This is a genomic window from Allobosea massiliensis (assembly GCF_042655245.1).
Classification (GTDB): Bacteria; Pseudomonadota; Alphaproteobacteria; order Rhizobiales; family Beijerinckiaceae; genus Allobosea; species Allobosea massiliensis.
Genome location: NZ_JBHSLU010000051.1, coordinates 118,396 through 138,219 on the forward strand (window position 1 = coordinate 118,396; position 19,824 = coordinate 138,219).

Consider the following 19,824-nt stretch of genomic DNA (forward strand, 5'->3'; position numbering starts at 1 on the left):
ATGGCCCCGGTCCCGGTTCCGGCGGCGTTCGATCTGGCTGGCCTCTTCGCGGGGGATCTGGCCCGTTTCGCCGGCAGCCTGCGCGTCGATGACGGCGCGGCGCATCTGGACGGGCGCCGCCTGCTGGAACTGGCCACGTTGCGCGAGCTGATCGACCGCTTCGGCGCGACCCAAGCCGGCGGCGAGCCGCGCGCCATCGTTTCGATGTGGAGCCAGTGGCACTTCTCCAACACGATTGTCCCGGCCACGGTGGTCCAGCTTCTGGGCGGGGTCGGCCTGCCGGTCGCCCTCGAAGGAGGGCGCTTCGCCCTGCATGACAATGGCTGCACGGCCGGCGTCGTGATCCCGCCCGAGCATCCGCTCCCGCCCCGCCCGGCGAAGGTTGGGCTCGAATCCCTGATCGAGAGGCATGTCTCCCCGCTGATTACGTTACTCGCGGGCCATTTCGGGGTCTCGGCGAAGCTGCTCTGGAACAATGCCGCCGTCAGCCTGGCCTGGAGTGTCCAGCAATGCGCGGCCGATCCGCGCGTCGATCGCCAGGGTTTGGCCGAGGCCCAGGCGCTGCTGACCGCGGCCCTCACGTCGGCAGGCCGGAAAAACCCGCTCGACGGCGCCCTGCGGCCCTCCGCACTCGCGCCGATGGAGAACTGCCAGCGGAAGATCTGCTGCCTGCGCTATCTGCTGCCCGGCATGGCCGATTGCGGCTCGTTCTGCCCGCTGCCACGACACTCACGCGCCGCCGCGGCGTGAGACGCCCGGATGGGATGCAACGGATCGGGGAGGGAGTGGCCGCCTTCCGCTCGCGGAGGCCTGGCCTTGTCTTTCGGGAAACCTCACCGCCGCCATCGAGGCGACGGGCATGCCGGGAATCGTCTTCAGTCCGGGTAGATCGAGAGAGATTCGCAGTGGCTCGGGAAGCGACGCCGCCGATCGGCCTCCCGTCTCGCAGTCAACTCACGCCGTCTTGAGATTGACGGCCGACGACTTGCCGGTCTTGCGGTCCGCCTCGAGATCGTAGCTGATCTTCTGGCCCTCGTTCAGGCCGCGCATGCCGGAGCGCTCGACCGCGCTGATATGCACGAACACGTCCTGTCCGCCCTGATCAGGGGTGATGAAGCCATAACCCTTGGTCTCGTTGAACCATTTCACAGTACCTGTGGCCACGTGATGTTCCTTCGGTCTCAGTTCAGCCCGGCACATGCCGAGCCGAACCTACTGTAGGGGGCAATTCGCTCCGGTTGCAATGACGCGCCGCACAACGAGAATTTGAATCATCTTGAGCTGCGCCGGTCCGGCCGGCGCGACATGCCGCAGGAGCAAGGCAGGGCGCGGGCGGGGGCCTTGCCCGCCGCGCCGCGCTCACGCATGAACGACGCCGACAAGAGCGCAGGAGAGCCTCCCCATGACGACTTACGTGATCGATCCGCCGGCGGTGACGGCCGTGCCGGTGGCGGGCGGCGGGATGTTCCCGGTGCGCCGCGTCTTCTGCGTCGGCCGCAACTACGCCGAACACACCCGCGAGATGGGCGGCGATCCCGACCGCGAGGAGCCCTTCTTCTTCACCAAGCCCGCCGACGCGCTGGTCATCAACGGCGCCGACACGCCCTATCCGACCAAGACCGCCGATCTCCACCACGAGATGGAGCTGGTGGTCGCCATCGGCACCGGCGGGAAGGATATCGCCGAGGCCGACGCGCTCGCCCATGTCTTCGGCTATGCCGCCGGCCTCGACATGACCCGCCGCGATCTCCAGGCCGCCGCCAAGAAGGCCGGCCGTCCCTGGGACATGGCCAAGGGCTTCGATCTCTCCGGCCCCATCGGCGAGATCGCCCCCGCCAGCCAGATCGGCCATCCCGCCGCCGGCAAGATCGAACTCGTCGTCAACGGCGTGCCGCGCCAGAGCTCGGACCTCGCCAAGCAGATCTGGAACGTGCCCGAGACGATCGCCTATCTCTCCGGGCTGGTCGAGCTCGCGCCCGGCGACCTGATCTTCACCGGCACGCCGGAAGGCGTCGCGGCGGTCGTCCGCGGCGACGTGCTCGAAGGCGAGATCGCCGGCGTCGGCACCGTCCGCACCCGGATCGCCTGAGCCGCCCCAACCCGTCTCCATCCCGCAGGAAAGCCGTGTCCATGACCCTGACCGCCGACGCCGCTGGCGTCTTCCCGATCGCGCCGACCCCGTTCAATCCGGATGGCTCCGTCGACTGGGCTTCGACCGAGAAGCTCTTCGCCTTCTATGACGAGATCGGCTCGGACGGCACGACGGTGCTCGGCATCATGGGCGAGGCGCCCAAGCTCGAGCCGGAGGAATCGCTGCGCATCGTCAAGACGGCGGTGGCCGGCATGCCGGGCAAGCCGGTGATCGTCGGCGTCTCGGCGCCGGGCTTCGCCGCCATGCGCACGCTGGCGCGCCAGTCGATGGAGCTGGGCGCTGCCGGCGTCATGATCGCGCCGCCGCCGAGCCTGCGCACCGACGACCAGATCACCGGCTACTACGCCCAGGCCGTCGAGGCGATCGGCACCGACATCCCCTTCGTCATCCAGGATTATCCGCTGACGCTCTCGGTGGTGATGACGCCGGCCGTGATCCGCAAGATCGTCACCGACAATCCCTCCTGCGTCATGCTCAAGCACGAGGACTGGCCGGGGCTGGAGAAGATCTCGACGCTCCGCAAGTTCCAGAAGGAGGGTTCGCTTCGCCCGATCTCGATCCTCACCGGCAATGGCGGCCTCTTCCTCGATTTCGAGATGGAGCGCGGCGCCGACGGCGCGATGACCGGCTACGCCTTCCCGGAACTGCTGATCGACGTCGTGAAACTGCAGAAGGCCGGCAAGCGCGACGAGGCGCATGACATCTTCGACGCGCATCTGCCGCTGCTGCGCTACGAGCAGCAGCTCGGTGCCGGCCTCGCGGTTCGCAAATACACGCTGATGAAGCGCGGCATCCTCGCCAGCGACGCGCAGCGCAAGCCGGGCTCGGCGATCAGCGCCCTGGCCAAGACCGAAGTCGACTATCTGCTCGCGCGCGTCGCGAAGACCGACCCGCGCGCCGCGCTCTGATCGGCACAAGGGGCCGCCTCACGGGGCGGCCCCGCTCCTGACAGCATCTTGCGGATCGGCCTCCCGCGCCGATGGACACGGGCTGCGCCGGGCCACTATGGTCCGCGCCATGAGCGAGACAGCCAGCACCGCCGCCGAGACCCCCACAGGGCCCGCCCTGAAGCCCGGCGATCATCTCTTCCTGGTCGACGGCTCCAATTTCATCTTCCGGGCCTATTTCCAGTCGATCAACCAAGACCGGAAATACAATGTCCGCTCGGACGGGTTGCCCTCCGGCGCGGTCCGGCTCTTCGCCACCAAGCTCTTCCAGTTCGTGCGCGAGGGCGTGCTCGGCATCCGCCCGACCCATCTCGCCATTGTCTTCGACAAATCCGAGAACTCGTTCCGCAAGGCGATCTACCCCGCCTACAAGGGCAACCGCTCGGATCCGCCGCCGGACCTGATCCCGCAATTCCCGCTGATGCGGGAGGCGGTGCGCGCCTTCGGCCTGCTGCCGGTCGAGCAGGACGTCTACGAGGCCGACGACCTGATCGCGACCTATGCGAAACAGGCGCGCGAGGCCGGCGCCGACGTGCTGATCGTCTCGGCCGACAAAGATCTGATGCAGCTCGTCCGGCCGGGCGTGGCGATGTACGATCCTGCCTCCGGCGACGCCAAGAAGGGCGCGGGCTTCCGCGCCGAGCGCAAGATCGGCGAGCCCGAGGTCGTCGAGTATTTCGGCGTCACGCCCGACAAGGTCACGGATGTGCAGGCGCTGGCCGGCGACGCCACCGACAATGTGCCGGGCGCGCCCGGCATCGGCATCAAGACCGCGGCCCAGCTCATCGGTGAGTATGGCGACCTCGAGACGCTGCTGGCGCGGGCCGGCGAGATCAAGCAGCCCAAGCGCCGCGAGACCCTGACCAATCCGGAGATCGTCGAGAAGATCCGCATCTCCCACAAGCTGGTCTCGCTGGTCGACGATGTCGCGGTCGAGACGCCCATCGAGAACCTGACGCTCGGCCAGCCCGATCCCGCCCGGCTCATCGCCTTCCTCAAGGCGATGGAATTCACCACCATCACCAAGCGCGTGGCCGAGGCCTATGAGGCCGATGTCGCGGCGATCGAAGCCGCCGCCGATCTGGCGCCGGGCAGCACGCGCGCGGCCGAGCTCAAGGCGCTCTATGCCGGCGCTGACGCAGCCGAGGAAGCGCCTTCCGTGGCCGAGATGGCGCGGGCGGCGGTCACCCAGCCGGTCGCGGCGAACGGAGGCGATGGCTGGCTGAAGCCGGCCGACCTCGCCGCCGCCCGCAAGAACGAGGCGCTGGCGGCGAAGATCGACCGGACGGCCTATGAATGCGTGCGTGATCTGGCCGTGCTGGAGCGCTGGATCGCCGCGGCCTATGAGGCCGGTCATGTCGCGATCGATACCGAGACGAGCGCGATCGACCCGATGCAGGCCGATCTCGTCGGCATCTCGATGGCGGTCGCGCCGGGCAAGGCCTGTTACATCCCGCTGCAGCATCGCGGCGGCAGCGATCTCTTCGGCGGCGGCATGTTGGAGGGGCAGATTCCGATCGATCAGGCGCTGGCGGCGCTGAAGCCGCTGCTCGCCGACCCCGGCGTGATCAAGATCGGGCAGAACCTGAAATACGATCTCGTCCTGCTGAAGCGCTACGGCGTCGACGTCGCGCCCATCGATGACACGATGCTGATTTCCTACGCCCTCGATGCCGGCAACAACAGCCACGGCATGGACCGGCTCTCCGAGCTGCATCTCGGCCATGAGACGATCACCTTCGGCCAGGTCGCTGGCACCGGCAAGGCGCAGGTCACCTTCGACAAGGTCGCGCTCGACAAGGCGACGGACTATGCCGCCGAGGATGCCGACGTCACCTTGAGGCTCTGGCGCACCCTGAAGCCGCGTCTCGCCGCGGAAGGCCGCACCACCGTCTACGAGACGCTGGAGCGCCCGCTGATCGCCGTGCTCGCCCGCATGGAGGCGCATGGCATCGCGATCGACCGGCAGATCCTGTCGCGCCTCTCGGGCGATTTCGCCCAGTCGCTGGCGCGGCTCGAGGACGAGATCTACGAGATCGCCGGCGAGAAGTTCACCATCGGCTCCCCCAAGCAGCTCGGCGACATCCTCTTCGGCAAGATGGGCCTGTCGGGCGCCAAGAAGACCGCGACGGGCCAATGGGCGACGGGTGCCGGCGTGCTCGAGGAACTGGCCGAGCAGGGCCACCCGTTGCCGGCCAAGATCCTGGAATGGCGCCAGCTCGCCAAGCTGAAATCGACCTACACCGACTCGCTACCGGCCTATGTGAACCCGCAGACCCAGCGCGTGCACACCTCCTTCGCGCTGGCCGCGACGACCACCGGCCGGCTCTCCTCCTCAGAGCCCAATCTGCAGAACATCCCGATCCGCACCGAGGCCGGCCGCAAGATCCGCACGGCCTTCGTCGCGGAGAAGGGCTACAAGCTGGTCTCGGCCGATTACAGCCAGATCGAGCTGCGGCTGCTCGCGCATATCGCCGAGATCCCGCAGCTGCGGCAGGCCTTCGCCGACGGCATCGACATCCATGCGATGACGGCCTCCGAAATGTTCGGCGTGCCCGTGCAGGGCATGCCGAGCGAGGTCCGCCGCCGCGCCAAGGCGATCAATTTCGGCATCATCTACGGCATCTCGGCCTTCGGCCTCGCCAACCAGCTCGGCATCGGGCGGGAGGAGGCGAGCGCTTATATCCGCAAGTACTTCGAGCGCTTCCCCGGCATCCGGGACTATATGGAGCAGACCAAGACCTTCGTGCGCGCCAACGGTCATGTCGAGACGATCTTCGGTCGGATCTGCCATTTCCCGGCGGTCGCCTCGAAGAACCCTTCCGAGCGCGCCTTCGTCGAGCGCCAGGCGATCAACGCGCCGATCCAGGGTTCGGCCGCCGACATCATCCGCCGCGCCATGATCCGTATGGAGGACGCGCTGGCGGCGGCGAGGCTCGATGTCCGCATGCTCTTGCAGGTGCATGACGAACTCGTCTTCGAGGTGCCGGACGCGCAGGTCGAGGCGGCGCTGCCGGTGATCACGAAGGTCATGGTCGAGGCGCCCCATCCGGCGGTGCAGCTGCGGGTCCCGCTGCAGGTCGATGCCCGCGCCGCCGGCAACTGGGACGAGGCGCACTAGCGGAACCTTCCCCGGCAAAGCGACGTTCTGATTCCGCACGCGCCGGGGGGCGCAGCCGCGCGTCGGAATCGGAATCATGCTCAACACATCAGCCTGGAGGCCGTTCCCGCGCTATATGGCGGAGCCCGAGGTCGAGGACGTCGCCGACGATCTCCACGAGGACGTCACGCCCTCCGAGCATGATCTCATCGTCCGCTACACGATCATCGGCATCTTCGTCATTCTGGCCACGGCCGCGCTCTATCTGACGCGGGTCATCGCGCTGCCGATCACGGCCGGCATCATCTTCGGGCTCGTGCTCGGGCCGGCCGTGGACGCACTCGTACGCCGCAGCGTGCCGCAGCATCTGGCGGCTGCGATCGTGGTGCTCGCCTTTCTGTCGGTGATCGTCTCGGCCATCATGGTGCTGGCCGTGCCGGTGGCCGGCTGGAGCGATCAGGGGCCCGCCATGGTGGCGGCGCTCAAGAGCAAGCTCGCCGGCATCTTCGTCATGATGGAGGACGCGAAGGCCGCGATCGGCTCCCTCATGGGCAAGAGCGGCACCGAGCTCAGCATCTCGCAGGGCAATCCGCTGATCGATCTCGCCATGTCCTCTTCGGCCATCGCCGGAGGGATGCTGATCTTTGTCGCCACCGTCTATTTCTGGCTGGCCACGCGGCGCCACCTCAAGGCCCGCGCGCTGCGCCTCTGTCTCGGCCGCGGTGCCCGCAAATCTGCCGGTGCCTTCTTCCAGGAGATCGAGTCCCGCGTCGCGCGCTACTTCACCCTCGTGACCGTGATCAATCTCGGCATGGGCCTGCTGACCATGGGCATCGCCTGGCTCGCCGGTTTGCCCTATCCTGTCTTCTGGGGGGCGCTGGCCTTCATCCTCAACTATCTCGCCTTCATCGGCCCGATCATCGTGACCGCGACCCTGTTCGCCGGCGCGCTGATCGACGCGCCGTCGGCGCTTGCCGCGATCTGGCCGGCGGCAGCCTATTTCGTGATTCATCTGATTGAGGGCAACGCGGTGACGCCGGTCTTCGTCGGCAACCGCCTGACGGTCTCACCCTTCCTCGTCTTTATCGGCTTCATCTTCTGGCTCTGGCTCTGGGGTCCGGTCGGCGCGGTCCTCTCGACTCCGATCCTGCTCGTCGCCATGGTGGCGCAGGAGGAGTTCGCCCGCTATCGCGCCGCCCAGGCCGGGGAGCAGGCGCCGGCTCCCACCTGAGAGGCGGGCGGGGAACACCAGGGCAGCCGTCGCGTTGGCGTCGGTATCGAGCGGTCCGGCTTGGGTCGGCCGCTCCCCCCGTTCGCGATCGAACACTTCACGAGGCAATGACAGGATGAGCGACATGGCCACCACCACCACTTCCGCAAAGCGCCAGGCCGCCTCCGCCGCCAAGCGCGTCAAGGACGAGGTCGTCTCCGGCGCCGAGGAGATCGCCGGCGAGGCCCGGGAGACGGCCGCGAAGGTCAAGCGCGAGGCCGGCGCGATCGAGGAGAGCCTGACCCGCGGCGCCGAGGATCTTGTGGCGACCGTCGGCGAGAAGCTGCGCTCGGTCGGAGTCGATACCGACCGCATGGCCGATGTCGCGAAGGAGCAGGCCAGCGAGCTGCAGCGCCTCATCGAGGACGAAATCCGCGAGCGTCCGCTGCGCGCCCTCGGTCTGGCGGCGGCTGTCGGCCTGTTCGTCGGCTTCCTGTCGGCGCGCTGATCCCATGCTGGGGGGAATCGGCGCCTATATCGCGACGGAAGTGTCCGGTGCCGTGCGCCGCAACGCCACCGTCTACGGTCTGCTGGCCTTCGGGCTGCTTCTGCTGCTCTGCGCCGGCGGCTATCTGGTGGCAGCGCTGCACACGGTCCTGGCGCTGCGCTACGGCTCGGCGGAGGCCAGCCTCATCGTCGCTGCCGGGTTGTTCGTCCTCGGCCTGCTGACGATGGGCATTGCGCTCTACGTCAAGAACCGGCCGCGGCCGCGCCGGCCGATCGCCGCCACCGCGCTGGTGGCTGCGCCGCTGGCCGCCAAGATCGTCGGCTCCGGCCTGTCCTCGAAGAAGGGTTGGCGCCTGGCAGCGGTCGGCGGGGTCGTGGTTCTGGGTGCTCTGCTCGGCCGGCAGTTCTTCACCGGCGACGACGCCGATGAGGGCAATGCCTGAGGCGGGCCTGTCATTTGACGTAGGGGTTTGGGGCCGCGCCCGATAGAACGAAGCGCATGGCGATTCAGGCGAGGCCCCGCACACGCTTTCCGATACCCGCGATCCCGGCGCTCAAGGCGAGGCTGCGCTCCGCGACCACGACGGTCGTCGCCATCGGCGTGGTCGCGCTGGCGGTCGTGCTTGCGGCCTGGATCAACCTCCAGGCCCAGCATACCGCCGAGCGGGTGACGCGGGCCACCGCCCTGCGTGAGCATGCGGAACGCTTCCTCGGCCATCTTCGGGATGCCGAGACCGGGCAGCGCGGCTATCTGCTCACGGGGCTCTCGGGCTATCTCCAGCCCTTTACGGAAGGCCGCGGCGCCGTCCTGCCGGCGCTGGAGACGCTCGACCGGCTGGTCGAGGGCGATCCCGATCAGCAGAAGCGCGTCGCCGCCTTGCGCGAACATTTGGAACGCAAGCTCGACGAATTGGATTCGACCGTGGCGCTGATGCGGGCCGGCCGGCAGCCGGAGGCGCTCGCCGTCATCCGCCAGGGCAAGGGTATCGGCGCCATGGACGCCCTGCGCGACCTCGTGCAGCAACTCCAGCATGCCGAGAACGTCCGCCTCGTCTCGCTCAACCGCAACGAGGAGCGGCGGCGCCTCCTCGCCAGCGTCGGCATCGTCGTGGCGCTGGCGGGACTCGCCTTCGCCGCCTGGCAGCAGCTGCGCATCCGCCAGAGGCGCAGCCTCTCGCTCGCCGAGAGCAATGCGGAGCTCGAGCGGCTGGTCGGCGATCGCACCCGCGAGCTTGAGAACGAGCGGCTGCGCATCGAGGCGCTGCTGCGCGACGTGAACCACCGCGTCGGCAACAACCTCGCCATGGTCTCGGCGCTGCTCAGCGTCCAGAGCCGCCAGAGCCGCGAGCCTGCGGTCCGCGCCGCCCTCCAGCAGGCCCAGTCCCGCATCCAGGCGATTGCCGCCGGCCAGCGCCGCCTGCGGCTCGACCTCGACACCGACGAGATCGAGGCCCGGCCCTACATGGAGGATCTGCTGGCCGAAATCGGCAAGGCGGCGGAGGGCCGGCCGATCGAGATCGCCCTCGCCATGGACGAGATCCGCCTTCCCGGGCGCGATGCGGTCTCCTTCGTGGTGATCGTCAACGAGCTCGTCACCAACGCCATCAAGCACGCCTTCACGGATGGGTTGCCGGGGCGGATCGTCATCCGCTTCGCGCACCAGACGGTGGACGGCATCCCGGGGCTGGCCCTGACCGTCGAGGATGACGGCGTCGGCATGCCCGCCGAGATCGAAGCCAAGGGACTCGGACAGACCGTCCTCGCCAGCCTGCTGCGCAGCATGCAGGCGACGATGACGGCAACAGCGGTGACGGAAGGCGGCCCTCGGCCAGGGACACGCATCACTCTGCATTTTCCCAAGCGCGACTAAGCCCAGACGCAAAAAAGGCCCGGCGAGAGGCCGGGCCTTTGGCATCCATCGAGACGTGCGTCGCGCTCAGAGGCCTTCGAACAGGGCGCTTGAGATGTAGCGCTCGGCGAAGGACGGGATGATCACGACGATCGTCTTGCCGGCATTTTCCGGCCGCGCCCCGACTTCGAGCGCAGCCGCGATCGCGGCGCCCGAGGAGATGCCGCCGGGGATGCCCTCATGCTTCGCCAGCGCCCGCGAGGTCTCGAAGGAGGTCTGGTTGCCGACGGTCACGACCTCGTCGATCACCGAGCGGTCGAGGATGCCGGGGACGAAGCCGGCGCCGATGCCCTGGATCTTGTGCGGGCCGGGCGCACCGCCAGACAGCACCGGGGAATCCTCCGGCTCGACGGCGACGATCTTCACACCCGGATTCTTGGCCTTCAGCACCTGGCCGACGCCGGTGATGGTGCCACCCGTGCCGACGCCGGAGACGAAGATGTCGACCTTGCCCTGGGTGTCGTTCCAAATTTCCTCGGCCGTGGTCTTGCGGTGGATCTCCGGATTGTGGGGGTTCTCGAACTGCTGCGGGATGATCGCGCCCGGAATCTCGGCCTTGAGCTCCTCCGCCCGTGCCACCGCGCCGCGCATGCCGCCGGGGCCCGGTGTCAGCACGAGCTCGGCGCCGAGCAGGGCCAGCATCTTGCGCCGCTCCAGCGACATCGTCTCGGGCATTACCAGGATCAGGCGGTAGCCGCGCGCCGCCGCGACGAAGGCGAGCGCGATGCCGGTGTTGCCCGAGGTCGGCTCGATCAGCGTGCCGCCCGGCTTCAGCGTCCCCGACGCCTCCAGCGCGTCGATCATGTTGACGCCGATGCGGTCCTTGACGCTCGAGATCGGGTTGAAGAATTCCAGCTTGGCCAGGATCGTCGCCTTGACGCCACGCTCGGCCGGCAACCGGTTCAGCTTGACCAGTGGCGTATCGCCGATCGTGTCGGTGATGGAGTTGTAGATACGGCCGCGCCCGGGGGCCTTGCCCTGGGCGGAGTCCGTCATGCTCACGGCGTCGGTCATCGGATGCTCCTGCTGCGCAGGCTCGCGGCCCGCAAGGTCGAAACCGACGTTAGCAGATTTCACATCCCATGTCGATAAAACCAAAAAACAACAGAACTAGATTGTAAAATCGGCTCTTGCTTCTGTGGCCGGAACGCCACCCGAAGCCTGGGCCCGATGACAGAGCTCCTCGATCGTGACGCCGTCGAGAACGGACAGAAAGGCCCGTGACGCCCGCGCGACCTCCGGTCCGATCACCTCCTCGACCAGGATCGAACGCGGCGCCGGTCCGAGCCCGTCATCGCCGGTCTCCTGCATCGCCGCGCGCGCAATGTCGCCGGCGGTGATCCGGCGCCGCTCGCGCGCCAGTTCGTAGCCGCCGCGCGGGCCGCGGACACCTTTCAGGATGCCGACCCGCACAAGCGCCTGCAGCAGCGTTTCGAGATGCCGCGGCGGCAGATCATGGCGCGCGGCGAGCAGCTTGGCCGCAACCGGGGAGGGGCGGGCGTGCAGGGCGATATCGACGACGGCAGCAATGGCGAGCTGGCTGCGCCGGGAGAGAAGCATCATGCCGTTTGATCCGCGAGAGGGGGGACGCGAGGAGAAATAGCGCCGGCGACGCCCGTCGAGCCGAAGCCGCCGGTGCCACGCTCGCTGGCGGGCAGCGCAGTCACCTCGCGCGCGAAGGCCTGGGAGACCGGCGCGACGACGAGCTGCGCGATCCGGTCGCCGCGCCGGATCGGGAAAGGCGCTTGCCCGTGATTGATCAGGATCACCTTGATCTCGCCGCGATAGTCGCTGTCGACGGTACCGGGCGCGTTCAGGACCGTGACGCCATGCCGGGCGGCGAGCCCGGAGCGGGGCCGCACCTGCGCCTCGTAGCCCTCGGGAAGATGGAGGCAAAACCCGGTGGGGATCAGCGCGCGAGCACCCGGCGCCAGCGCCAGGGTTTCGCCCTCCGCCAGCGCCGCCGGCAGATCCATACCCGCCGCACCGGCGCTCTGATAGCCCGGCAGCGGCAGTCCCGTCGCATGCGCCAGCCGCTGGAAGGCGACCTCGACCGGCCCGCTCATGCCGCAGGCCGCTTCGGGGCGAGCCGCGCGAGGTGGCCGACAAGCCTCGTGGCGACCTCGGATTTCGCCAGGGTCGGCCAGCTTTCGACGCCCTCGGGCGTCACCAGATGCACGGTGTTGGCATCGCCGCCCATGACGCCCGTACCGCCGACATCATTGGCGACGATGAGATCGCAGCCCTTCCGGGCGAGCTTCGCCTGGGCATGGGCGACGACGTTCTCCGTCTCGGCGGCGAAGCCTATGACGAGATCAGGCCGCCCGTCCGTCCGGCGCGCGATCGTGGCCAGAATGTCGGGATTCTCGACCAGCGCGAGTGGCGGCAGGGCGCCGCCATCCTTCTTCATCTTTTCCGGCGCTTCCGTCGCCACGCGCCAGTCGGCGACGGCGGCGGTGAAGATGGCGATCTGGGCCGGCAGCGCGGCCTCGACGGCGGCGAGCATGTCGCGGGCGGATTCGACATGCACCGTCTCGACGCCTTCGGGGTCGGGCAGGGCGACCGGCCCCGAAACCAGCGTGACGCGCGCACCTGCGGCGGCCGCAGCAGCGGCGATGGCGTGGCCCTGCTTGCCGGAGGAGCGATTGGCGATGTAGCGCACCGGGTCGATCGCCTCGTGCGTCGGGCCGGACGTCACGAGCACATGCTGCCCCGCCAGCGGCCCTGGCGTGTCGGCGGCGCTCGGCAGGCGGCCGAGAAAGCCGATGGCGCGCTGCGGGTTCGCGGCTTCGCCGGCCAGCGCGAGTTCGATGGCGGCGATGATTTCGGGCGGCTCCGCCATGCGGCCCGGCCCGCTCTCGCCGCGTTCGGCCATGGCGCCGGAATTGGGGCCGACGACGAGCACGCCGTCCTTTTCGAGCTGCGCCATGTTCCGGCGCGTCGCCGGATGCTGCCACATGCGCGGGTTCATGGCGGGGGCGATGAGCACGCGCTTGTCGGTCGCCAGCAACGCCGTCGAGGCGAGGTCGTTGGCGAGTCCGTTCGCCATCTTGGCGATCAGGTCGGCGGTCGCGGGCGCGACCACCAGCAGATCGGTCGAGCGCGACAGCGCGATATGGCCGATATCGGCCTCGTCCGTCAGCGAGAACAGATCGGTGAAGCAGCGCTCGCCGGCCAGCGAGGACACCGCAAGCGGCGTCACGAACTCCTGCCCGGCCTTGGTCAGGATGCAGCGCGCGGCGATGCCGCGATCTTTGAGCCGCCGGATCAGCTCGAGGCATTTATAGGCGGCGATGCCGCCGCCGATGATCAGCAGGATGGAGCGGGAGGCGGACAAGGCTGACATTCCTGGACCCCGGGACGCTGCTTCCTAGCACCGCAGGGGGGCGCCTGTCATGCCGCCGCGTCACCTCGCGCGAGCGCCCGGGATCGACCGGCAGAGAAGATTTTTCTCCATGGCGAGGCGGGCAGGACAGCCGGGCCTCGTGCCTCCTTGTTTCTTTAAAAGAACGATCGAGTTGACAAACAGGACGCGGCGCATCATCTTGACTGTGTCGTCGGCTTGGCCCGGCGACCGCGGGGATTTGAGCGAGCAGCTTGCGCCGCGTCACCAAACGCTAAAGCGCCACGACGCGGTCGTGGGCTCCATCGACAGGAGACGAACATGATCGACACGACCTTGCGTCCCGCCCTCGCCCGCACCGAATCCGGCCGCTGTCGACTCTGACCGTCGAGACGCTCGCCAGGCGAGCTTTCCGAAAGTCCCCGATGTCCAGCAGCGCCGCAGATGCGGCGGGAGTTCCGTCATGAATGCCAGTCTTTCCGGTGCGGGCCGGCCCGAGCAGGGCCAGCCGCCGCGCAGCCAGCAGGCCTATGTCATCGAGATCGGCGAGACCCAGGCCGGTCTCGTCAGCAGGCGCGGCGAGGAGCGCTTCTTCACCTTCATTTCCGCCGCCTCCGCCTTCGATGCGCTCGAAGGCCATCGCTTCGCCACGCCCGGCGCCGCCGAGCGCGCGGCGCGGCAACTCGCCGGCAGCCGCCGCGGCCGTGGCTGGGCCATGGCGTCCTGACGTTACCGATGAACCCGCACGAACACGCGCCCGCTCTGGTCGGGCTCCTGCCGAGGTCATGATGAACGCCCCCGTCAAACCCGACGCGTTTCGCGTCGACACCTCTCCCGCACCGGACCCGGCCGCGCCGATCATCCGTTTCGCGCAGATCGGCAAGACCTACCCGTCCCGGGACGGGCAGGGCGCGGTGGCTGCGCTCTCCGGCATCGATCTCGACGTGCCCAAGGGCGCCATCGTCGGCGTGATCGGCCGCTCGGGCGCCGGCAAGTCGACCCTGATTCGCCTGGTCAACGGCCTGGAGCGCGCGACCTCCGGCCGCCTCCTGATCGAGGGCGAGGACGTCACCGGCCTCACCGAAGCCGGCTGGCGCAGCCGCCGGCGGGCGACCGGCATGATCTTCCAGCACTTCAACCTGCTGTCTTCGCGCACGGTCTTCGACAATGTCGCGCTGCCGCTCGAGATCGCCGGCACGCCGAAGGCGGAGATCGAGGACAAGGTCGCGCGGCTGCTCGATCTCGTCGGCCTCGCCGACAAGCGCGGGCGCTACCCGGCCGAACTATCCGGCGGCCAGAAGCAGCGCGTCGGCATCGCCCGCGCGCTCGCCACCGACCCGAAAGTGCTGCTCTGCGACGAGGCCACCTCGGCGCTCGACCCCGAGACGACGAGGTCGATCCTGGCGCTGCTGCGACAGGTCAACCGCGATCTCGGCATCACCATCCTGCTGATCACCCATGAGATTCCGGTGATCAAGGAGATCTGCGACCGCGTCGCGGTGATCGAGGACGGCCGCATCGTCGAGGAGGGCGACGTCTTCACCGTGCTGACGCGTCCGCAGCACCCGACCACGGCCCGCTTCGTCGAGGCGGTCACCGGCGTCGAACTGCCCGCCTATCTCGAGGGGCGCATCCGCAAGGAAGCCCGGCCGGGCGACCAGACCGTGCTGCGCATCACCTTCACCGGCGAGAACGCCACCGCACCGGTCATCAGCCGGCTCAGCTCCACCATCGGCGTCGACGTCAACATCCTCGCCGGCCGTATAGACGCCATCGCCGGCAAGCCCTTCGGCAGCCTGCTCGTCTCGGTGCCGACGCGCGAGCCCGAGCTCGCCGCCGTGCTCGGCGCGCTCAACGGCCTGGAACTCAAGGCGGAGGTCATCGGCCATGTTTCCTGAGATCATCTCGCCCCAGATCGCCGCGCTGATCCTGCAGGCGACGCTCGACACGCTGCAGATGGTCGCGGTCGCCGCCGGCCTCGGCACCGTGCTCGGCCTGCCGCTCGGCGTCTTCCTCGCCACCAGCAAGCGCGGCGAACTCTTCGCGGCTCCGATCCTCAACACGGTGCTCGGAACGCTGGTCAACGCCACGCGCTCGACCCCCTTCATCATCCTCGTGGTGGCGATCATTCCCTTCACGCGGTTGATCGCCGGCACCTCGATCGGCACCCAGGCCGCGATCGTGCCGCTGACCGTGGCCGCGACGCCGTTCATCGCCCGCCTGATCGAGGGCGCGATCCGCGAGGTCGATCAGGGCCTCGTAGAGGCCGCCCGCGCCATGGGGGCGACGCCGCTGCAGATCGTCCGCAAGGTGCTGGTCCCCGAGGCGCTGCCGGCGATCGCGCTGGGTCTGACCCTCGCCATCGTCAGCCTGATCGGCTTCTCGGCCATGGTCGGCGCGGTCGGCGGCGGCGGGCTCGGCGATCTCGGCATCCGCTATGGCTACCAGCGCTTCATGCCCGAGGTCATGGCCGCCGTCGTCGCCGTCCTCATCGTCCTCGTCCAGACCGTCCAGACGGTCGGAGACCGCCTCGCCCGCCGGCTCAACAAGCGCCTGCGTCACGCCTGAACCACACCACTCAACCCGCCTTCAGCCCTCATCCTGAGGAGCGCTCCGCAGGAGCGCGTCTCGAAGGATACTCCAGGAGGCTCCCGCGCAAGCTGGAGCATCCTTCGAGACGCCGCGTGCCGCGGCTCCTCAGGATGAGGGCTGAGCGATACCCATCCCAACTGAAGGAACCGACCGCATGACCATCCTCACCCGCCGTACCGCTCTGGCCGCGACCGCACTCGCCGCGCTTACCCTCGCCGTCCCCGGGCTCGCCCAGACCCCGCAGATCGTTCGCATCGGCGTCTCGCCCGGCCCCCATGCCGAAATCCTCGAACAGGTGAAGCCGCTGCTCGCCAAGAAGGGCATCGATCTCAAGATCGTCGAGTTCTCCGACTATGTCGTGCCCAATCAGGCGCTCGACGCCGGCGAGCTGGAGGCCAACTCCTTCCAGAACCAGCCCTATCTCGACAACCAGGTGAAGGATCGCGGCTTCAAGATCGTCAGCGTCGGCCTGACCGTGAACTTCCCGCTCGGCATCTACTCGTCGAAGTACAAGAGCTGGGCCGATGTGCCGGATGGGGCGTCGATCGCAATCCAGAACGACCCGACCAATGGCGGCCGCTCGCTGCTGCTGCTGCAGGACAAGGGCGTGATCAAGCTCAAGGATGGCGTCGGCTTCAAGCCGGGCCCGGTCGACATCGTCGCCAACCCGAAGAAGCTGAAGATCATCGAGGTCGAGGCGGCGCAGACCCCGCGTACCCTCACCGATGTCGCCGCCGCCGCGATCAACACGAACTATGCCGTCGACGCCAAGATTGAGCCGACCTCGGCGATCCTGCGCGAGGACCCGAAGGGGCCCTATGTGAACGTCATCGCGGTCCGCGCTGCCGACAAGGACAAGCCCTGGGTCAAGACGCTGGTCGAGACCTATCAGTCGCCGGAGATCAAGGCCTTCGTCGCCGAGCGCTTCAAGGGCAACGTGCTCGCCGGCTGGTAACCCCGTTCCTCCCACCTGGCTCTCATCTCGCCAGGCGCCTGCCCCGGATGCGACGCGCATCCGGGGCATTTTTTGTGGAGGATGATCCCCCTCAGGCCGGCTTCCCTTGCGGGACCGACCGGCCGAGGCCGACCGCCTCGGCCATGGTCACGGCGAGCACGGCGGCGGCCTGGGCCAACAAGAAGGCCACGCCGAGGCCGGTCGGTGCGAACCATCCGCCGGCCAGCAGCAGCAGGCTGTCGGCGATCCAGATCAGATTGAGGCCGATCACGGCGAGAACCGCCAGTCGGGGCAACTCCGGCCGGCGGGAGAGCCAGCCCAGCAGCGCCGCGCAGGGCAGCAGCAGGAGGCCGACGCCTCGCAGGAGCGGCTCCGGCAGGCCAAACGGATGGGACAGCGCCGTGGCTGCGAAGCTCAGCAGCAAGCCCATGCTGGCGCACGCGGCGGCATCGAGCGCGAGAGCGCCGCGCAGCAGCGGCGAGGATTGGATCATCGTCATCGGGGTCTCCCTGTTGAGAGGCGCCGCGAGGGCACCTCGGCTTGGATGGAGACAGGGTGACGGGCGCAAGTCAGGCGGTCGATTAAGCGCGAGGTAATTGGAACGGCGCCGGAGGCTGGGTAGCGTGCCCCGATGAACAGCCACCGCAGTGCAGCCATCGGCCCCCTGATCCGTGACTGGCGTCAGCAGCGCCGTCTCAGCCAGCTCGACCTCGCCCTCGAGGCGGAGATCTCGCAGAAGCACCTCTCCTTCGTAGAGAGCGGCCGCTCCCAGCCAAGCCGCGACATGGTCCTGCTGCTGGCGGAGCATCTCGGCGTGCCCCTGCGCGAGCGCAACGCGCTGCTGCTCGCGGCGGGCTACGCGCCGGTCTATCTGGAGCGGGCGCTGGAGGATCCGGCGCTGCAGGCCGCGAAATCCGCCATCGATCTCATCCTGGCGGGACACGATCCCTGTCCCGCGCTCGCTGTGGACCGGCACTGGACGCTGCTCTCCGCCAATGCGGCGGTCGGCCCGCTGCTGGCGCTGGTGCAGAACGCCGATCTGCTGCGGCCGCCCGTCAATGTCCTGCGGCTCGCGCTGCATCCGGGTGGACTGGCTCCGGTGGTCCTCAACGGGGCCGAATGGCGCGGCCATCTCGTGGCGCGGCTCCGCCAGCAGGTCCGGATCGCGGCCGACCCCGTTCTCGTGGATCTGCTGGCCGAACTGCTCGGCTATCCCGCGCTGCCCAACACGCAGTCCGATGGGCCGTCAGCGGATGAGGCGGCGATCGCGGTACCGCTGCGGCTGCGCGTCGGCGAGACAATCCTGTCCTTCATCTCGACCACGACCGTCTTCGGCACGCCGGTCGACATCACCCTGTCCGAACTGGCGCTCGAAACCTTCTTCCCGGCCGATGCAGAGACGGCCGCAGCCTTGCGGGCGATGGCCGCGGCGCGACGTGCGAGTGAACCCTGAAAGCCTGCGAATTTCCTCCGGAACCTTCCGCAGGGTCGCCGGTTGTTGAAGCGACGCCGCGGGGGCGGCACGAAATTCAACAGAAGGATCAAGACGATGGGCAGCACCATGGACAAGATCAAGGGCATGGCCAACGAAGCCGCCGGCAACGTCAAGCAGGCCGCCGGCAAGGCGCTGGACAAGCCCGAGCTGGAGGCCGAGGGCTTCGCTCAGGAGCGCAAGGGCGAGGCCCAGCAGGCGCTCGGCAAGGGCAAGGACGCCGTCAAGAAAGTGGTCGACAAGGCCTGATCGCGATCAGAGCCTGACCGAGAACGGGCCGCCGAAAGGCGGCCCGTTTTGCTGTGGGTTGAAGCCGACGGTTTTTGCCGACCGCTATGCGTCTCAGGCGGTCCCGCCGATGCCGCCGAGGAAGTCCTTGACCCGGCCGAAGAAGCCGGCGGCCTCGGGATGGGTGGCGCCCGAACTCTCGCGCTCGAACTCCTGCAGCAGTTCGCGCTGGCGGGCAGTGAGCTTCTGCGGCGTCTCGACCACGACCTGGATGTAGAGGTCGCCGACCTCGCGCGAGCGCAGCACGCTCATGCCCTTGCCCTTGAGCCGGAACTGCTTGCCGGTCTGCGTGCCTTCGGGGATCTTCACCCGCGCCTGCTCGCCGGTCAGCGTCGGCACCTCGATCTCGCCGCCGAGCGCCGCCTGCACCAGTCCGATCGGCACGCGGCAGAACAGATCCGCCCCGTCGCGCTGGAAGATCGCGTGCGGCTGGATCGACAGGAAGATGTAGAGGTCGCCTGCCGGTCCGCCGCGCAGGCCCGCCTCGCCCTCGCCGGCGAGGCGGATGCGCGTGCCGTCCTCGACGCCGGCGGGAATGTTGACCGAGAGCGTGCGCTCGCGCGTGACGCGGCCGGCGCCATGACAGTTCTTGCAGGGGTCGTCGATGATCTCGCCGCGCCCCGAGCAGGTCGGGCAGGTGCGCTCGACCGAGAAGAAGCCCTGATTGGCGCGCACCTTGCCGTGGCCGCCGCAGGTCGGGCATTGCCGCGACTTCGAGCCGGGCTTGGCGCCCGTCCCCGAGCAGACCTCGCAGGCGATCGAGGTCGGCACGCGGATCGAGGCGTTCTTGCCGGCGAAGGCATCCTCCAGCCCGATTTCAAGGTTGTAGCGCAGATCCGCGCCGCGCTCGCGGCCATTGGCGCCGCGCGGCCCGCCGCGGCGGGCGTCGCCGAAGAAGGAATCAAAGATGTCCGACATGAAGTCGGAAAAGTCTGGGTTGCCGCCGCCCCCGCCGCCCTGCTCGAAGGCCTGGTGGCCGTAGCGGTCATAGGCACCGCGCTTCTGGCTGTCGGAGAGGACCTGATAGGCCTCGTTCAGCTCCTTGAACTTGGCCTCGGCCGCCGCGTCGCCGGGGTGCCGGTCGGGATGGCACTGCATCGCGAGCTTGCGGAACGCGCTCTTCAGCTCCGCCTCGCTGGCGTTTTTCGAGACGCCGAGGATTTCGTAATAGTCGCGCTTGGACATCAAACAGCGGCCCCTTCGCCCCTGCAGACGGCGCCGCTGGCTTCTGGCCGGCGGCGCTCCTGACATGGACGAGAATGTTGCGTCACGACGCCATCCCGTAACGCGATGGCCGGGTCAAGCCCGGCCATGACGTCGTCGTCGAGA

The 19,824-nt window shown here is 68.6% G+C and carries 21 protein-coding genes; 14 read left to right on the forward strand and 7 right to left on the reverse strand.

What is annotated here, in order from left to right:
* Entirely contained in the window at window positions 1-750 is a 750-nt protein-coding gene (gene fhuF, locus ACFPN9_RS16840) for a siderophore-iron reductase FhuF (RefSeq protein ID WP_067993030.1), read from the forward strand.
* Window positions 751-954: 204 nt separating this feature from the next.
* Here the strand turns inward: fhuF and ACFPN9_RS16845 are convergent, their stop codons facing one another.
* Complete coding sequence (locus ACFPN9_RS16845; protein ID WP_066718201.1) at window positions 955-1,164, reverse strand: cold-shock protein; 210 nt, start codon at window positions 1,162-1,164, stop codon at window positions 955-957.
* 238 nt (window positions 1,165-1,402) lie between these two features.
* On the opposite strand from ACFPN9_RS16845, the gene ACFPN9_RS16850 reads away from it, so the two are divergent.
* From ACFPN9_RS16850 to ACFPN9_RS16880, 7 genes are all read left to right on the forward strand, one after another.
* Window positions 1,403-2,089 (forward strand): fumarylacetoacetate hydrolase family protein, encoded by a 687-nt coding sequence (locus ACFPN9_RS16850; RefSeq protein WP_377817268.1) that lies wholly within the window; start codon window positions 1,403-1,405, stop codon window positions 2,087-2,089.
* A gap of 41 nt (window positions 2,090-2,130) precedes the next feature.
* On the forward strand, window positions 2,131-3,060 hold the full coding sequence (locus ACFPN9_RS16855) for a dihydrodipicolinate synthase family protein (protein ID WP_067993026.1): 930 nt from the start codon (window positions 2,131-2,133) through the stop codon (window positions 3,058-3,060).
* A 109-nt stretch (window positions 3,061-3,169) separates the two neighbouring features.
* Window positions 3,170-6,220, forward strand: coding sequence for a DNA polymerase I (polA, locus tag ACFPN9_RS16860; RefSeq protein ID WP_377817269.1), 3,051 nt, complete (start codon window positions 3,170-3,172; stop codon window positions 6,218-6,220).
* Window positions 6,221-6,296: 76 nt separating this feature from the next.
* Entirely contained in the window at window positions 6,297-7,430 is a 1,134-nt protein-coding gene (locus ACFPN9_RS16865; RefSeq protein ID WP_377817270.1) for an AI-2E family transporter, read from the forward strand.
* Between the two features lie 124 nt (window positions 7,431-7,554).
* Window positions 7,555-7,917 carry a DUF883 C-terminal domain-containing protein gene (locus ACFPN9_RS16870; protein WP_066718209.1) on the forward strand — a complete coding sequence of 121 codons (363 nt, stop codon included), beginning with the start codon at window positions 7,555-7,557 and terminating at the stop codon, window positions 7,915-7,917.
* A 4-nt stretch (window positions 7,918-7,921) separates the two neighbouring features.
* Entirely contained in the window at window positions 7,922-8,359 is a 438-nt protein-coding gene (locus ACFPN9_RS16875) for a hypothetical protein (protein WP_067993017.1), read from the forward strand.
* A 56-nt stretch (window positions 8,360-8,415) separates the two neighbouring features.
* Window positions 8,416-9,786 (forward strand): sensor histidine kinase, encoded by a 1,371-nt coding sequence (locus ACFPN9_RS16880; RefSeq protein WP_377817271.1) that lies wholly within the window; start codon window positions 8,416-8,418, stop codon window positions 9,784-9,786.
* A 66-nt stretch (window positions 9,787-9,852) separates the two neighbouring features.
* On the opposite strand, the gene cysK is transcribed toward ACFPN9_RS16880, so the two are convergent.
* From cysK to ACFPN9_RS16900, 4 genes are all read right to left on the reverse strand, one after another.
* Window positions 9,853-10,839, reverse strand: coding sequence for a cysteine synthase A (gene cysK, locus ACFPN9_RS16885; RefSeq protein WP_377817272.1), 987 nt, complete (start codon window positions 10,837-10,839; stop codon window positions 9,853-9,855).
* Window positions 10,840-10,935: 96 nt separating this feature from the next.
* Window positions 10,936-11,388, reverse strand: a complete 453-nt coding sequence (locus ACFPN9_RS16890) for an RrF2 family transcriptional regulator (protein ID WP_377817273.1) — start codon at window positions 11,386-11,388, stop codon at window positions 10,936-10,938.
* A complete protein-coding gene (dut, locus tag ACFPN9_RS16895; protein WP_377817274.1) occupies window positions 11,385-11,891 on the reverse strand; it encodes a dUTP diphosphatase in 507 nt (168 codons plus the stop codon). Before dut ends, ACFPN9_RS16890 begins: the two co-directional genes overlap by 4 nt.
* Window positions 11,888-13,171 (reverse strand): phosphopantothenoylcysteine decarboxylase domain-containing protein, encoded by a 1,284-nt coding sequence (locus ACFPN9_RS16900; RefSeq protein ID WP_377817275.1) that lies wholly within the window; start codon window positions 13,169-13,171, stop codon window positions 11,888-11,890. The genes dut and ACFPN9_RS16900 overlap by 4 nt, the downstream gene beginning before the upstream one ends.
* 460 nt (window positions 13,172-13,631) lie before the next feature.
* Here ACFPN9_RS16900 and ACFPN9_RS16905 point away from each other — a divergent pair, with 460 nt between their 5' ends.
* The 4 genes from ACFPN9_RS16905 to ACFPN9_RS16920 all read left to right on the forward strand — a co-directional run bounded on the left by ACFPN9_RS16905 (window position 13,632) and on the right by ACFPN9_RS16920 (window position 16,715).
* Entirely contained in the window at window positions 13,632-13,895 is a 264-nt protein-coding gene (locus ACFPN9_RS16905) for a hypothetical protein (protein WP_377817276.1), read from the forward strand.
* A 61-nt stretch (window positions 13,896-13,956) separates the two neighbouring features.
* The gene (locus ACFPN9_RS16910) at window positions 13,957-15,066 is read left to right on the forward strand and encodes a methionine ABC transporter ATP-binding protein (protein ID WP_377817277.1); all 1,110 of its coding nucleotides are present in this window, start codon (window positions 13,957-13,959) and stop codon (window positions 15,064-15,066) included.
* Window positions 15,056-15,736 (forward strand): methionine ABC transporter permease, encoded by a 681-nt coding sequence (locus ACFPN9_RS16915; RefSeq protein ID WP_377817278.1) that lies wholly within the window; start codon window positions 15,056-15,058, stop codon window positions 15,734-15,736. Before ACFPN9_RS16910 ends, ACFPN9_RS16915 begins: the two co-directional genes overlap by 11 nt.
* 178 nt (window positions 15,737-15,914) lie before the next feature.
* A complete protein-coding gene (locus ACFPN9_RS16920; protein WP_377817280.1) occupies window positions 15,915-16,715 on the forward strand; it encodes a MetQ/NlpA family ABC transporter substrate-binding protein in 801 nt (266 codons plus the stop codon).
* Window positions 16,716-16,806: 91 nt separating this feature from the next.
* Here the strand turns inward: ACFPN9_RS16920 and ACFPN9_RS16925 are convergent, their stop codons facing one another.
* A complete protein-coding gene (locus tag ACFPN9_RS16925; RefSeq protein WP_377817281.1) occupies window positions 16,807-17,214 on the reverse strand; it encodes a hypothetical protein in 408 nt (135 codons plus the stop codon).
* Between the two features lie 132 nt (window positions 17,215-17,346).
* Here ACFPN9_RS16925 and ACFPN9_RS16930 point away from each other — a divergent pair, with 132 nt between their 5' ends.
* Together ACFPN9_RS16930 and ACFPN9_RS16935 are read left to right on the forward strand one after the other, a co-directional pair.
* Window positions 17,347-18,168: a helix-turn-helix domain-containing protein gene (locus ACFPN9_RS16930; RefSeq protein ID WP_377817282.1), complete on the forward strand. Its 822-nt coding sequence runs from the start codon at window positions 17,347-17,349 to the stop codon at window positions 18,166-18,168.
* A 96-nt stretch (window positions 18,169-18,264) separates the two neighbouring features.
* Window positions 18,265-18,456 (forward strand): CsbD family protein, encoded by a 192-nt coding sequence (locus tag ACFPN9_RS16935; protein WP_067992987.1) that lies wholly within the window; start codon window positions 18,265-18,267, stop codon window positions 18,454-18,456.
* Between the two features lie 93 nt (window positions 18,457-18,549).
* Here the strand turns inward: ACFPN9_RS16935 and dnaJ are convergent, their stop codons facing one another.
* Complete coding sequence (dnaJ, locus tag ACFPN9_RS16940) at window positions 18,550-19,680, reverse strand: molecular chaperone DnaJ (protein WP_377817283.1); 1,131 nt, start codon at window positions 19,678-19,680, stop codon at window positions 18,550-18,552.
* Window positions 19,681-19,824 lie beyond the last annotated feature (144 nt).